Source organism: Taishania pollutisoli (genome assembly GCF_014518315.1).
Lineage (GTDB): Bacteria > Bacteroidota > Bacteroidia > Flavobacteriales_D > Crocinitomicaceae > Taishania > Taishania pollutisoli.
Window position 1 is genome coordinate 70,761 of sequence record NZ_JACVEL010000010.1, and the last position, 14,892, is coordinate 85,652.

The window sequence follows — 14,892 nt, forward strand, 5'->3', positions numbered from 1 at the left end:
GAGTATCGTTGAACGCAAAATGTGAAACACGGATCGTCGTTGCCATGTTATTCAGGCTCTAATCGGATAAAAACGCAGAAAGGTCAACCGGATTTCTATAAAAAAGTGTACATTCACCCCATGCTTCGTTGTGCTATTTTATCCGGTGTGATCTTCCTGTTTTCCGGAACCGCATTTTCCCAGGAGAAAAAAACAGCGACAACCATTCCCGATTCACTGATCCGGAAGTTTCCGCTGGATGATCAACTAAAGGAAACATCCGGACTGGTATACTGGAACAAACTCCTTTGGACACACAACGACGACAGTGACAACAACATTTACGGAATTGATCCGGCCACAGGAAAAACAGAACAGATCATTCAATTCAAAGCATTAAAGGTAACCGATTGGGAAGAATTGCAGCAGGATAGCGATTATTTTTACATCGGGGATGTCGGGAACAATGCAACAGGCACACGGACAAACCTGCGTTTCTTTAAAATTCATAAAACGTCATTGCACATCGACACCATTCGTTTTTCCTATCCGGAACAAACAGATTTCACGGCAAAGAAATCCAATGCGACCGATTTTGATTGCGAAGCCTTCCTGGTAACTGATTCGATGATTTATGTGTTTACCAAAGAATGGAATTCTCAAAAAACAACATTGTATAAAATTCCAAACAAAAAGGGAATACATAAAGCGACGTTCATGCAATCATTCCAGGTAAACGGTTTGATAACAGGCGCTGCGATTTCTCCAAACAGAAAACAAATCGTTCTGACGGGTTATACCAAAACAGTGGCACCATTTCTATACCTGCTCAGTGACTTCAACACCGATGATTTTCTGGGAGGAAAGAAGAAAAAATTAAAATTCGGAGGGCATTTCCTACAGGTTGAAAGTGTTGCATTTACAGGAAATACAACAGTCGCAGTTACCAATGAACAATTCATGCATTCACTGATTAAAAGCCCTCAACAGCTATTCCTGATCGATTTGAAATTGTTTATCAGTAAGTAATCGTTTTTTATTACTTTAGTCCGGGTAGAAACAAATGATAAGGAGGACGTTACCGGTACCTCTTTCAACAACTAAACAACAAAAGATGAATACTACGAATAAGAAAAACACTAAAATAGGAATTGGCGCAGGGTTAATTGTTTCCGCTATCATTTTGGGAATCGCTGCAGTGCCCCTGTACAGAACTTTTTTCGGGACACATTCCATTTATGATGAACCAAACAAGGAAAATACAAAAATCATCCCCATGCTGGATGAACAAATCGAGCGGGCATTGAACGATCATACGCAAAGCACCATGCATCCGGGGTTTCGTTCCGAAAGTCGTGAAAACACTGCCGCATTCCTGTCAACCATCCGAAGCATTCAAAGTTATGCCAGGTATGGTGTGGAATCAACGCAGGCACGCAATAACCTGGAGCTGAAAATTACATTCACCAACGGAAAAACCGTGGACAAAGTTTACACCGGGCAAACCGTTTCCGGGTTTATGGGCCCCGCATTGCTGATGAAAGTATACCTGAAAGACGGAAAAACAGAAAAGGTGTTGACCAACGGGATGGAAAAAACCGGTTCTCCCGACTGGATTATCAATGATTTGTACCTGTTGATCGACAGCGCCATCGGATATGACATCTCTGTCAATGAACACCGGTACTTCCCTCCCCGGAAAACGCAAAAAGACTTTGAGAAAGAATGGGAAGAAAAATAAAAACGCCTTCCGGTCAGAAAGCGTTTTTACAATGTTGTGTTATGTAGAGGTGGTTAAACCAACTCTTTTAATGCAATTTCAAAGGCCTTCTTCGCTATTCCTGTTTTCCCGGAATGTACTGCGTGTACGTTCTTCAAAGCCTGTTCGATGGTCGAACTGACATCTTCAAAAATAGCAGTATCAGAAATCTGTGACAGGTCATTTGACATCAGATAGGCGAACACACGCGCCATTCCACAGTTGGAAATGAAATCCGGAACTACCGACAGTTGGTTGTCAGTATAATCGGCAATCGGTCCGAAAAAAATTTCTTTGTCAGCAAACGGAACGTTCGCACCACAGGCAATCACTTCCATTCCTGCAGCGGCCATTCGTTCTACCTGGTCTTGTTGCACAATCCGCGAAGCAGCGCACGGAATAAAAACTTCAGCAGGGACATCCCACAATTTTGCATTCACCTCTTCAAATGAAAGCATCGAAGGATGTGCCAGTTCATTGCCATTTTTATTCAGGTACAGGTGTTTAATTTCATCATAGGAAAAGCCTTCTTCGTTGATCAATCCTCCTACACGGTCAATGATTCCAACGATTTTAGCCCCCTGTTGTGCCAGGAAAAACGCAGCTGCAGAAGCCACATTCCCCCATCCCTGAACGATCACCCGTTTTCCTGAAACAGCTCCACCCCAGATAGTATAATAATGTTTTACTGACTCAGCCACACCATAACCGGTGATCATATCAGAAACATTGTATTTCTTACTCAGATCAGGTGTATACGCTTCGTTTTCGATCACCTTCGTTACACCATCTGTCAATTGCCCGATGCGCTGTTGCTTTTGTTGATCATTCGGGGAAAAGTGTCCGGTGAAGACTCCTTCCTGTGGATGCAATACCCCTACTTCCCGGCAGATCGGAATGACTTCGTGCACTTCATCTACATTCATGTCTCCGCCTGTTCCGTAATAATTTTTCAACAAGGGAGCAACCGCTTTATACCAACGGCGCAACACTTCTTTCTTGCGCGGATCTTTCGGATCGAAATCAATTCCGGATTTAGCACCTCCGATGGCAGGGCCAGCTACTGTAAATTTCACTTCCATTGTTTTTGCAAGTGATTCTACTTCCCGTTTGTCCACTCCTGCACGCATGCGTGTTCCTCCTCCGGCAGCTCCTCCTCTCAACGAATTGATGACCACCCATCCTTTCGCTTCTGTTTCAGAATCATGCCATTCAAATACAATTTCCGGTTGTTTATTCTCAAACTTCTCCAATAAATCCTTCATCTCTGTCTTATTTACGCTTCGTTTTTATGAGCCACGCAAATGTAGTGAAAGAATCCAACAAACACCTCTCAACCCAATCACAAAACACCTCTATTTTGTTATTTTTTTAACAGTTGTTTTTTTCAATGAAAGCACCTACTTTTACGAAACATTAGTAGAAATTATGAAATCAATAACGGTACAAGAGCTAAAGTCAATGATTGACAATCATGTAGAACACATTTTAATTGATGTGCGCGAGCAGAGTGAATATGACATGGCAAACATCAACGGTATTTTAATTCCGACCAGTGAATTTGCCAACCGCTATTCAGAAGTTCCGAAAGAAGGTAAAGTAATCGTTCAGTGTCGTTCGGGGCAGAGAAGTGCCAATGTGATCGCATGGCTGGAACAAAATCACGGGTATGAAAACCTGTATAACCTTCAGGGAGGAATCATTGCATGGGCGCATGAAATTGACCCTGATTTAACTGTAGGATAGCTATATGAATACATTCGGACGCTTATTCAGAGTGCATATTTTTGGAGAATCACACGGGGAATCCGTTGGAGTTGTAATCGACGGATGTCCTGCGGGATTGACAGTGGATGAAACACTGCTGTTACCGGATTTGGAGCGTCGTAAAGGAGGAATTCAAAAAGGAACAACCCCGAGAAAAGAAGCCGACTTTCCTTTGTTTAAAAGTGGGATTTTTAACGGAAAAACGACCGGCGCACCCATTGCCATTTTCTTTGAAAATCAGAATACCCGTTCGGAAGATTATACATCACAACGAAGTATTCCAAGACCCGGACATGCCGATTTTGTGGCGAACAAAAAATTTGGCGGGTACGAAGACTATCGCGGGGGCGGACATTTTAGTGCCCGTCTGACAACGGGATTGGTTGCCGCAGGCAGCATCGCAAAAAAGGTAATCGGCCCATCTTCAATTGAAGCACAGGTCATTGAAATAGGTGGTGAATCGGATCCGGAAAAAGGGTTGCAAAAAGCAATTAATGCAAAAGATTCTGTCGGCGGAATCATTGAATGCCGTGTAAAACAGGTCCCAATCGGGCTTGGCGAACCGTTTTTCGATTCCGTTGAATCCTTGTTAGCCCACGCATTGTTTTCCATTCCTGCCGTAAAAGGAGTCGAATTTGGTTCCGGATTTGATGCTGCACGCATGTTCGGATCAGAAAACAACGATTCGATCATTGATCCAAACGGAACAACGAAAAGCAATCATGCAGGCGGAATCAATGGCGGAATCACCAACGGAAATGACCTGGTATTCAGAATCGCTATCAAACCGGCTTCTTCTACACCAAAAGAGCAGGAAAGTCTGAACTGGGATACAAATACGATCGAATCATTTTCCATAAAGGGAAGACATGATTTGTGTGTAGCGCTGAGAGCACCTGTCATTGTAGAGGCATTAACGGCAATTGTACTTGCTGATTTATTCTTATTGGATCAACAGGCACAACGCAGACACACTGACTGACGATTAGAAAACCCGAACCTTATCCAAGAAAAAAGCAGGATCCTGCATAGAAAAGAAATTCATTGACAAGAAAGTAAAATAGGATTGGTTATCCTATATGCTCAGAAAAAACAAACGGGGAATCGCTATAGTACGATTCCCCGTTTTCTGTTAGCATTTTCAGATTCTTTAATGTACAACATGTATAAATCCTTGTTTGGTGACTTCTTCCCCACCTTCATAAGTTGCCTGAATTGTGTAAAAATACACTCCCTCAGACACCACTGTTCCTCCCATATCTCTTCCATCCCAGTGTCCGTTTACATCATTAAATTCGTAAATCAGGTTCCCCCATCTGTTGACAATCACACACCGGAAATCAGCTACCCCCTTCTTATCTACAAACCAGGTGTTGTTTCCTGAACTGGATGATAACGAAATAACATTTGGTGCTTCAATTTCACACTTCTCATAAGCAACAACTGCAGTATCACTGTATGCATAACAGTCATTTGTTATGGTTACAATATATGCTCCCGGCTGCGTAACGGTAATGGATGTCCCTGTAGAGCCTGTATTCCAGGAATAATCAACATTGTAAGGGCTTTCATACGCATTTAATTCATATTGCACTCCTTCGCAAAGCGTTGTATCATTTATTTCGGTCCAGATATACGGCAGGAAATTTAAGGTAATAGTTGTATCCGGACAGATATCGTTCGAATGGAAGTACATGTAATATACGCCATGTTCCGGTACTGTTACCCCTGTGATCTGCGGTCCACCCGTAAGCGTATCTCCATAGAGGAAAGACACGGTTGTATCCTGCACGTACGGTTGAGTTGTATTTTCAATGGCATACCAGACTCCTCCGTTGTGAGATACCGTTGAAATGTCTAATTCTGTCAGAACACATGAATAAGGCGGAACTGAGACAACCGGTCTTCTGATCATACTCACCCGACCTGTTGCTGTATATCCACATTCATCTGTAAAGACCAAATTATAATTTGTTACGCCATTCACTCCTGTAAAAACAGGATCTGTTAAAGTCGGATTGTTGAAGGATCCATATCCGTATTGTTCTGTCCATGTTACGTTTCCGTTTGCTACAATACTGTCCAGGGGAACCCGGAATGTGCTGCCGCAAATGACTGTATCTGAAAACGTAGAAGGTGTAACAGAAGGTATTTCACTTACCTGAACCTGCGCTGTACTTGTACAGTTATTGGAAGGGTCTGTTACAGTAAGTACATATGTTCCCGGATCATTTACAACAGCTGTCAATGTTGTTCCTCCCGAAACAACTCCCGGACCTGTCCAGGAAGCAGTGGCTCCAGAAACGGATGTTCCTTGTAATTGAATAGTTGGGTGCAAACAATCCAATTGGGAGGGATTTGCAATAGAAACAGCAGGAGGGTTTGTATTCCCGGTAACCGTATATGTTGCTGAATTCACACAACTATTCACCGGATTTGTAACTGTTACAGCATACGTTCCCGCTGTATTAGCCGTAATTGTTCCTGAATTTTGCCCGGAGGCAATCCCCGGTCCCGTCCATACATAACTGACACCTGCAACAGATGATGTTCCATTGATTGAGACAGTAGGATTGTTACAGGAAATAACATAAGAAGACGGAGTTGTATTGACATCCGGCAAGTTTGTATTACCCGACACCACAGCACTTGCGGCATTCGTACACCCATTCGAACCTGTTGCCACAATCTGGTACGTACCTGCCTGGTTTACCGTAGGAGTCAATGTGGTTCCCCCGGAGATAATCCCCGGATTAGATGTCCATGCAAATGTAGCGCCAGGTGTGGGTGAATTGGCAGACAATGTCACTGTCGGGTTACTACATGTAATCGTTGCAGGGTTCGCAATTGAAACATCCGGTTCATTTCCGTCTCCGATAACGGAGGTACTTGCAGAATTGGAACATCCGGTTGCAGGATTTGTCACCGTCAATGTATAAACTCCGGTAGCATTTACAGTCGCCGTCGCAGTTGTTGCTCCCGAAACAATACCATTTCCTGTCCAGGAATATGTCACTCCCGGAGTACTGGAATTACCGTTTAACTGAACAGTCGGTGAGACCAGACACTCATACAGCACTCCTGCTCCCGGCACGCTGACATTCGGCAAATCATTGATTGTTACGCTCATTGTTGCAGGAACGGCACATCCTCCGGGGTTTGGCGTAAATGTATAGTTTGTTACCCCTACCGTATTTGTATTAATGACTGCAGGCGACCATGTTCCCGAAATTCCATTATTGGAAGTCGCCGGCAAAGGTGGCGGACTGCTTCCCAAACATGCACTGATTGGTGTGAAGGTCGGCACAACAACTGTTGGTGCTGTAATTGTTTCCAGTATATCGCATGTATTATCAGCAGAGAAAACCGCTTTTACAATACATGAACTTCCATCAGCCGTCAATCCGAAAATTGAATAATTAGTCGGAGATGTGAATGGCGCGTTAAATAATTGGCTTCCTCCGCATGACGTGGTAATCTCCAGGGTTCCTGTTGTAGGAGGGTTCGAAAAAGATACCGACCCGCTCACTGAATATGTTCCGTTCGGTTGACACGCCCCAACTGTTGTTGTAAGATCAAGCATAGTACATCCCTGGCAGACAGGAGCAGTATAATTTAAGATGTGAGAACAACTGGAGTTTGTAAAATAAGCATGGATATCACACGCCGCTCCGTTCGGGTTTAATCCCGATAAGTTGAAAGGATAACTCCCTACACTAAACGGGGCTGAAGCGACAACCACCTGCTGTCCGTCGCAGTTTTCGACAATTAATTGTCCGGAAGAAGGCGGATTAGAAACTCCTACCATACCGGAAACACTATAAACGCCACCCGATTGGCAGTTGGATACATTCATCCCTGAAATGGCAACAGATCCTACTGTCACCTGCGTTGATGCTGTTGAATTACATGGTGAAAATCCAATTGCATAATTAATTGTATGCGTTCCCACACCAGCTACTGCCGGGTTGAACATTCCTGCCGGTGAAACCCCCGGTCCTGACCAGGTTCCTCCCATACTTGCTGCAACCAGCTGTGTTGGTCCGTCCGTTGTACAATAGGGGCCTGAAGAAGTAATTGTTGCATCCGGAGGCCCTGTCTGTGCACTTCCCGGAGTTGTTCCCAGTTCAAGTGTAAATGAAGTACTCGTACCAGCGGTATAACTTTGCGCCACAATCATGATTTCATCACCTGCATTCACATACGGTGCAGGCACGGATGAAGAACACGGAAACGACGTTCCGAATTGTACACATCCACCGGCTGTAGATGCATAATTACACCCGATCGCATTCGAACCGCTTTGAATGGCTGTACACGGAGCGACTCCGTTGGGAACGTTAAAAATAGCAACGTCAATAAACCCGGAGGAAGCATTTCCGTTAATCAATACATTCAGGTATCCTGACTGTGTAATGTATAAGGTAATGAATCCGTAATGGTGCTGTCCTGCCGCACCGGTGGAACATCCTGCATTGGCAAACGCACCTCCGGCGTAAGAGCCGCTTGTTGCAACAAAATTAAACGGGCCGGCAACTCCCGGCTGGCAAATACTTGCCTGTATATTACATTGGGAGGCTCCCTGAAAAGGAGACATAAAACTGCACAAAATCCCCAATAGTAGAACGTAGTAATTTAATTTCATCATGTTTGTTTTTGATGGAGTTAGTAGTCTTTTTTAATTGAGTTGGTACCCTGAATAACCGTGGAGTACAACAAATCCTCTGATTAAATTATCGAGGTCATTGCCCTTTACTTTTTCAGGATTCACAGTGAATTTTATACGTCCCGCACTGTATTCGTATTTAATCGTGCTGCCGGTAATTTGTTCTAACCGGCTAACATGCTGACGAACATTCCCTTCATTGTAATCTGTCAACGGTGTAAATGAATAATCGGATAGTCCGTTTTTTTTCACCGACAGCGTAACACTTGCTCCGGGATGTTGATCTGCGGCACCAGCCTCCTGAGAGAATGTACAGAAAGTACCCAGTAGAAAAAACGTTATTCCAATCCACAGAGAGTTTAATTTAATAGTTTTCATATCGTATAATCTTCATTAAGTATGTAGTTGTAGTATCCGGCGAAAATAACTTTCCGTAGAAAGTATCATTATTCATCACGCGACAGATAAATTCAAAACTACTAAAAAACAAAAACAACCGCTTCTTCTCCCTTCTTTTTTTAGCATACAGGGTCTCTCATCTCAAATTTTGTGTATTTCAATGAACAAAAAGTGTAATTTTGCAAGAATATGAGCTTAGAACATGCAACATTCGGAGCCGGATGCTTTTGGTGCATCGAGGCTTGTTTTTTAGACATCAAAGGGATTGAGTCTGTAAAACCGGGATATGCCGGGGGGCATCTGAAAAATCCTACATACAAACAGGTTTGTGAAGGTACAACGGGACATGCCGAGGTAGCACGCATTGTATTTGATCCTGCCATTATCTCGTATGATGAATTGCTGGAAATGTTCTGGTTTGTACACGACCCCACGCAACTGAACCGGCAAGGAAACGACATCGGAACACAGTACCGCTCCGTGATTTTTTATCACACCCAGGAACAAAAAGAAACAGCGGAAGGTTATAAAAAACGGCTGGAGGAAGCAAACGTATGGGATCGTCCGATTGTAACGGAAATTATTGAAATCAACAATTATTACGAAGCGGAAGCATACCATCACAATTATTTTGAGTTAAATCCTCAGAATCAATACTGCCAATCGGTTGTTCGCCCGAAGGTTGAAAAATTCAAAAAAGTATTTGCCGAAAAGAAGAAATAAAAAAAGGTGCGTTTTCCCGCACCTTTCGATTTTTCTTTCACTTATTTTTTTAAGCCACTTTCAGTTTGGCCATTTTTGATTTTTCAAATTTCGCCTTCGCATATTCCAGCGTTACCTTGAATTCTTTTTCAGTACTTGTCGGTAATTCAAACATCGCTTCATTTAAAATTGCTTCACAAATGGAGCGCAATCCACGTGCTCCCAATTTAAATTCAATGGCCTTATCAACAATAAAATCAAGTGTTTTAGCATCAAAACTCAATTTAATTCCATCCAACGCAAACAATTTGATGTATTGTTTCACCAATGCATTTTTAGGTTCCACCAGGATTCGTTTCAATGCTTCCGCATCCAATGGCTCCAGGTATGTCAGTACCGGGAAGCGACCAATTAATTCAGGAATCAATCCGAACGTCTTGATGTCTGTCGGATTCACATACCGCAGCAAATGTTCTCCGTCTACCCGATCTTCCTCCAATGAAGAAAATCCGATTGTCTGACGATTCACCCGGTTGGCAATCATTTTTTCAATCCCGTCGAATGCACCTCCGCAAACGAACAAAATGTTTTTGGTATCTACCTGGATCATTTTCTGTTCCGGGTGTTTTCTTCCTCCCTGTGGCGGAACATTTACAATAGATCCTTCGAGCAATTTCAACAATGCCTGTTGTACTCCTTCTCCGGAAACATCTCTTGTAATGGACGGGTTGTCACTTTTTCGGGCAATTTTATCAATCTCGTCGATAAAAACAATCCCTCTTTCTGCCGCCTGCACATCATAATCCGCAGCCTGAAGCAATCTGGAAAGAATTGATTCCACGTCCTCCCCCACATAACCTGCTTCCGTCAGAATGGTTGCATCAGCGATACAAAACGGAACATTCAGCATTTTCGCAATTGTCTTTGCCAGTAATGTTTTTCCCGTTCCTGTTCTTCCCACCAGGATAACGTTGGATTTCTCAATTTCCACTTCATCCTTCATATCGGGCTGGTTCAAGCGTTTGTAGTGATTATATACGGCTACCGACAATACTTTTTTCGCATCGTCCTGACCGATTACATATTCATCCAGCCGTTCTTTTATTTCTATCGGCTTCAGAACGTTTAACTCTGTATGAGAAGTGTTTTTCGACTGGGTTCCAAATTCATTCACAACAATCTGGTGTGCCTGTTCAACACAACTCGGACAGATGTGACCGGAAAAACCGGACAGCAATTCCCCCGCCTCTTTTCTTGAACGTCCGCAAAACGAACAAGTTATTTCATTTTTTGCCATTGAATCGATTTTATATGTTCAAGGTAGTAACAGATCTACGAGGTACGAGTTATTCCTCTTCGCCACGCTTCTTCTTCCTCTTTTTCGTACCTCGTATTTCCAGTCTTATTCTTATTTCGGATTGCGGATCAATACCTCATCCACCATTCCGTAAGCTTTTGCTTCTTCTGCTGTCATCCAGTAATCTCTGTCTGAATCTTCCCACACTTTTTCATACGATTGTTTGGAGTGTGTAGCGATGATATCGTACAATTCTTTCTTCAACTTCTGAATTTCACGTGCTGTGATTTCGATATCAGACGCTTGTCCCTGTGCACCTCCTAACGGTTGGTGAATCATTACACGGGCATGTTTCAGTGCAGATCGTTTTCCTTCCGCACCGGCACACATCAATACAGCTCCCATCGAAGCCGCCATCCCTGTACAAATCGTTGCCACATCAGGGCGAATGTACTGCATCGTGTCATAGATCCCAAGACCTGCATATACAGATCCTCCCGGAGAGTTCAGATAAATCTGGATGTCTTTTTTAGGATCTACCGACTCCAGGAATAATAACTGGGCATTGATGATATTCGCCACCTGGTCATTGATTCCCGTTCCCAAAAAGATGATTCTGTCCATCATTAAACGGGAAAACACGTCCATTTGTGTCATATTCAAAGGGCGCTCTTCAATGATGTATGGAGTCAGTGAAGACTCAATGTAATTTGCAACATGCATGGAATTCAATCCCATGTGTTTCGTTGCATACTTTTTAAATTCATTTCCGTCAAACATACTTGTTTCTTTTTACGCGTTTACTTGTTGTTATTATTTTCTGATTGTATTGTCCGTAATATTCCGAAGAACATTGTAAACAAAATTAATAAAAATATGAAGGAAGTTTCATCGTTTGAATCTGCCGTTCATATTAGTGTTCCAGTCCTGACAAATAACGTTCTGCATCCAGTGCAGCCATACAGCCTGTCCCTGCTGCTGTAATTGCCTGCCGGTAATTTTTGTCGGCCGCATCACCTGCTACAAATACTCCCGGCACATTTGTCAGTGAAGTTCCCGGTTTTTCATACATAACGTATCCTGTTTCATCAAGGTTGATGAAATCTTTAAAAATCTCCGTGTTCGGTTGGTGACCAATCGCAACAAAAAAGCCGGTACATGGAATTTCGACTTTCTCTCCCGTTACATTATTAACAGCACGAACACCGGACACAACATTTCCGTCGCCCAATACTTCTTCTGTTTCGGTATTAAATAAGATTTCAATATTCGGTGTATTCTTTACACGATCCGCCATGATCTTCGACGCACGGAATTCATCTCTTCGAACCAACATCGTTACTTTTTTGCACAATTTAGATAAGTAATGTGCTTCTTCACAGGCAGAATCTCCTGCTCCGACAATTACGGTATCCTGTCCGCGGTAAAAGAATCCGTCGCACACTGCACAGGCAGAAACACCTCCACCTAATTGCAAATACTTTTGTTCGCTTTCCAATCCCAGGTATTTGGCAGATGCGCCTGTTGAAATGATCACTGTTTTGGCATGCAACTCGTGCCCGGTTTCTGTCCACGCTTTGTGAACCGGTCCTGAGAAATCAACTTTGGTAATAAAGCCGAAACGGATGTCCGCGTCAAAACGCTTTGCCTGCGCTTCTAACTGCACCATCATTTCAGGTCCTGTTACGCCTCCCGGATATCCTGGGAAATTTTCTACTTCGTTGGTGGTTGTCAACTGTCCCCCCGGTTGCATTCCCTGGTACAACACAGGTTTCATATCTGCTCTTGCCGCATAAATAGCCGCTGTATATCCTGCTGGTCCTGACCCTATTATCAGACAATCTAATTGTTCTATTTCCTGACTCATTTTGTAACTAATCTTTGATGTGATAAAAGCTACAAATTTAATCATTAATCACCAGATTTAAGAAGCATATACAGTACTTATTTCTCCTTTTCTTAAATTTTCATTGATTTTATGTATTTGATAACTCAATCACACAATTTGATAATCTTAATATAATTTCCCTATCAAAAATTTGTTAATTGTAATGCACTAAGCAATTAGAAGCCAACTATTTCACTGCCACTAAATGTTCACAACATGAAAAAGAATTACCACCCATTCACGCTTTGCATTTATTTGTTATTTACACTGCATTCATTCTCCTCAATAAGCCAGGCTGCGGGAGAACAGAAAATGCAACCTAAGGTGTATAATTATACAACCTTTACTTCCAAAGCATCGCCCAGCATCACAGATGAGCTCATCAAACTGACACCAAAAGCATTTCAATCTCATCCGGAATTTGGAATCCTGCCATACGATGCCCCTTGTGAAAATTGTTTCGAATTAATACACGAACGAAAAGACTCTTCCCGTATGTTCGTCGAAAAAGGGTCCAATGGAACACATTTTTATTCGCAGTCCATCTATGGTATCTTTCATTACAATGAAAACGGATACAAAATTTCTTACGATCCCCGTTTACGCCCTGTATCCACGAATCTGTACAGAAGTGACCGACAAGAAACACCTGCTGTACTGAACGTCAATGACCGCTACTCCGCTTTTGAAAAGAACGGAGAGTTGTTTAAGTTCAATAACCGGATTGATCTGGTCCTGGTCAAAAACAACGGGACAACGGAAAATTTAGGAGAGGCCAACTGGTCCGATCATACGATTGGTGATGAAGGTATTTATATTACCAACGCATGGCCGGGAATCGACATCTCTATTTCCTATCAACTGGATCGTATCAAATTAAATTATGTGATTCCGCAACAGTTGAATTATTTACAAGGTGTAAAAAACCTGGTTTTTACAGATCATCTGCAGCTTCCCAACGGGTACGCATTAACCCAACAAAACACCAGTGATCTTACTGCTGAAGGCTACCAGGGAAAATACAGCATCAACAATGCTTATAATGAAGAAATATTTACCATTGGAAATGCATTTGGTTTCGACCAAAGTGCAATCAAAGAGAATCACGTATCATTCAATTACCTCTATAACGGAAATGATTTAAGTATCGTCGTTCCGGTATCTTCATGGCTCGCATTACCTTCAATGGTTTACCCGGTTGTCGTTGACCCGTTGGTTAGTTCCAGCGCCACTTATACCTCCGGAGCCAAATCATTTTTATACAACGGAGCCTGGTGCGGTTTATCCGGTTCCTGTAACTACAACCTGAATGTATCACGGCCATTAAATTCCACCATTACAGATGTCCGGTTTAACGCTCAATACATTTCGTCCACTTCACCTTGTTCGTGCTGGAGAAATGAAGCTGCATTTAAAATCTCCGGTCCGTGCGGTGTATCTCCCGCTGCTGCGACTACTTTCTGGAATTGCAACAGTACATCAGCCGGAACCTGCGGAGCAAGCGGCATCAGTATTTTCAGTGAAACAAGCGCATGCCTTACCCCTGTGTGCAGTGCATTACTGACCTATCAGATCCAAAACTCTTACTGTTATTGTTCCACATCCGGATGTGTAGCAAGCTGCCAGTCTATGCCCAATAACACCTGGTCGATTACAGTGGAGGGACACACGGTAGAGACACCTGCACCTGCTTCTCTGAATCCGAACCCGTGTTCGGGAAATGTCACGCTTACAGCAGCTCCGAGTTATGGAGTACCCGGATACACCTATGTCTGGACAACCGGAGAATCCACACCATCCATCAGTGTATCAAGCGCGGGAACCTATTCCGTGGTTGTTACAGACGCATGTGGCGGCACGGCAAATCAACAGTTCACAATTGCCTGTCCGCTAAGCATCAACTTAAAAGATTTCGGCATACTTAAAGTCGGGGAACGTGTCCTGGTCAAGTGGGAAACACTGGACGAAGTCAACAATGATTATTTCACCATTGAACGCATGACCGAACTGCCGGACAAATGGGAAGAAATCGGCACCGTTAAAGGAAGCGGAAATTCTACAGAAACAATTGCTTATACATTCTATGACAACGCACCTTACAAAAGAGGAACATCGTATTATCGCCTCAAGCAAACAGATTTTGATGGTCAGTTCTTTTATTTTGAACCAAAAATGATGAATTTCGGCACTGATACCGACATCCTTATTTTTCCACAACCGGCAACCCATGAAATGGTAATCGAATGGAACGGATATGATGGTGAAATTCAGTTGTATTCAGTACTGGGAGAAAAAATGGAGGTACCTTATCACAAAAAAGGAAGTTCCTATGTATTCAATACTTCTCAACTGTCGTCAGGAATGTACTCTGTTTTGTTTCTGGTCAACGGAGAGATGATCGCTACACAAAAAATAACCATTAAATAATTACCCGA

At 42.9% G+C, this 14,892-nt stretch carries 12 protein-coding genes; 6 read left to right on the plus strand and 6 right to left on the minus strand.

Translation table 11 applies throughout. From position 1 onward, the window contains the following. The first annotated feature begins 21 nt into the window (after positions 1-21). Together H9Y05_RS13280 and H9Y05_RS13285 are read left to right on the plus strand one after the other, a co-directional pair. Positions 22-1,008, plus strand: coding sequence for a T9SS C-terminal target domain-containing protein (locus H9Y05_RS13280; protein WP_216714558.1), 987 nt, complete (start codon positions 22-24; stop codon positions 1,006-1,008). 85 nt (positions 1,009-1,093) lie between these two features. After that, positions 1,094-1,720, plus strand: a complete 627-nt coding sequence (locus H9Y05_RS13285) for a hypothetical protein (RefSeq protein ID WP_216714559.1) — start codon at positions 1,094-1,096, stop codon at positions 1,718-1,720. A 53-nt stretch (positions 1,721-1,773) separates the two neighbouring features. On the opposite strand, the gene H9Y05_RS13290 is transcribed toward H9Y05_RS13285, so the two are convergent. Beyond that, positions 1,774-3,003 carry a Glu/Leu/Phe/Val dehydrogenase dimerization domain-containing protein gene (locus H9Y05_RS13290; RefSeq protein WP_216714560.1) on the minus strand — a complete coding sequence of 410 codons (1,230 nt, stop codon included), beginning with the start codon at positions 3,001-3,003 and terminating at the stop codon, positions 1,774-1,776. 163 nt (positions 3,004-3,166) lie between these two features. On the opposite strand from H9Y05_RS13290, the gene H9Y05_RS13295 reads away from it, so the two are divergent. Further along, entirely contained in the window at positions 3,167-3,484 is a 318-nt protein-coding gene (locus H9Y05_RS13295; RefSeq protein WP_163492132.1) for a rhodanese-like domain-containing protein, read from the plus strand. 4 nt (positions 3,485-3,488) lie between these two features. Continuing rightward, the gene (locus H9Y05_RS13300) at positions 3,489-4,487 is read left to right on the plus strand and encodes a chorismate synthase (protein ID WP_163492131.1); all 999 of its coding nucleotides are present in this window, start codon (positions 3,489-3,491) and stop codon (positions 4,485-4,487) included. Positions 4,488-4,655: 168 nt separating this feature from the next. Here the strand turns inward: H9Y05_RS13300 and H9Y05_RS13305 are convergent, their stop codons facing one another. Further along, entirely contained in the window at positions 4,656-8,153 is a 3,498-nt protein-coding gene (locus tag H9Y05_RS13305) for a T9SS type B sorting domain-containing protein (RefSeq protein WP_216714561.1), read from the minus strand. Between the two features lie 30 nt (positions 8,154-8,183). Then, on the minus strand, positions 8,184-8,549 hold the full coding sequence (locus tag H9Y05_RS13310) for a hypothetical protein (protein ID WP_163492129.1): 366 nt from the start codon (positions 8,547-8,549) through the stop codon (positions 8,184-8,186). 210 nt (positions 8,550-8,759) lie between these two features. Between H9Y05_RS13310 and msrA the strand changes: the two genes are divergently transcribed. Continuing rightward, complete coding sequence (msrA, locus tag H9Y05_RS13315; protein ID WP_163492128.1) at positions 8,760-9,293, plus strand: peptide-methionine (S)-S-oxide reductase MsrA; 534 nt, start codon at positions 8,760-8,762, stop codon at positions 9,291-9,293. Positions 9,294-9,342: 49 nt separating this feature from the next. On the opposite strand, the gene clpX is transcribed toward msrA, so the two are convergent. The 3 genes from clpX to trxB form a co-directional block, all read right to left on the minus strand. Further along, positions 9,343-10,569: an ATP-dependent Clp protease ATP-binding subunit ClpX gene (gene clpX, locus H9Y05_RS13320; protein WP_216714562.1), complete on the minus strand. Its 1,227-nt coding sequence runs from the start codon at positions 10,567-10,569 to the stop codon at positions 9,343-9,345. A gap of 111 nt (positions 10,570-10,680) precedes the next feature. Continuing rightward, positions 10,681-11,349, minus strand: a complete 669-nt coding sequence (gene clpP / locus H9Y05_RS13325; RefSeq protein ID WP_163492126.1) for an ATP-dependent Clp endopeptidase proteolytic subunit ClpP — start codon at positions 11,347-11,349, stop codon at positions 10,681-10,683. Between the two features lie 133 nt (positions 11,350-11,482). After that, positions 11,483-12,436: a thioredoxin-disulfide reductase gene (gene trxB, locus H9Y05_RS13330; RefSeq protein WP_216714563.1), complete on the minus strand. Its 954-nt coding sequence runs from the start codon at positions 12,434-12,436 to the stop codon at positions 11,483-11,485. A 237-nt stretch (positions 12,437-12,673) separates the two neighbouring features. On the opposite strand from trxB, the gene H9Y05_RS13335 reads away from it, so the two are divergent. Then, positions 12,674-14,884, plus strand: a complete 2,211-nt coding sequence (locus H9Y05_RS13335; RefSeq protein WP_216714564.1) for a hypothetical protein — start codon at positions 12,674-12,676, stop codon at positions 14,882-14,884. Positions 14,885-14,892: the final 8 nt, after the last annotated feature.

Coding starts and splice junctions, on each gene's coding strand:
- H9Y05_RS13285 (WP_216714559.1), top strand. CDS start 1,094: ATGAATACTACGAATAAGAAAAACACTAAAATAGGAATTGGCGCAGGG.
- H9Y05_RS13290 (WP_216714560.1), bottom strand. CDS start 3,003: ATGAAGGATTTATTGGAGAAGTTTGAGAATAAACAACCGGAAATTGTA.
- H9Y05_RS13295 (WP_163492132.1), top strand. CDS start 3,167: ATGAAATCAATAACGGTACAAGAGCTAAAGTCAATGATTGACAATCAT.
- H9Y05_RS13300 (WP_163492131.1), top strand. CDS start 3,489: ATGAATACATTCGGACGCTTATTCAGAGTGCATATTTTTGGAGAATCA.
- H9Y05_RS13305 (WP_216714561.1), bottom strand. CDS start 8,153: ATGATGAAATTAAATTACTACGTTCTACTATTGGGGATTTTGTGCAGT.
- H9Y05_RS13310 (WP_163492129.1), bottom strand. CDS start 8,549: ATGAAAACTATTAAATTAAACTCTCTGTGGATTGGAATAACGTTTTTT.
- msrA (WP_163492128.1), top strand. CDS start 8,760: ATGAGCTTAGAACATGCAACATTCGGAGCCGGATGCTTTTGGTGCATC.
- clpX (WP_216714562.1), bottom strand. CDS start 10,569: ATGGCAAAAAATGAAATAACTTGTTCGTTTTGCGGACGTTCAAGAAAA.
- clpP (WP_163492126.1), bottom strand. CDS start 11,349: ATGTTTGACGGAAATGAATTTAAAAAGTATGCAACGAAACACATGGGA.
- trxB (WP_216714563.1), bottom strand. CDS start 12,436: ATGAGTCAGGAAATAGAACAATTAGATTGTCTGATAATAGGGTCAGGA.
- H9Y05_RS13335 (WP_216714564.1), top strand. CDS start 12,674: ATGAAAAAGAATTACCACCCATTCACGCTTTGCATTTATTTGTTATTT.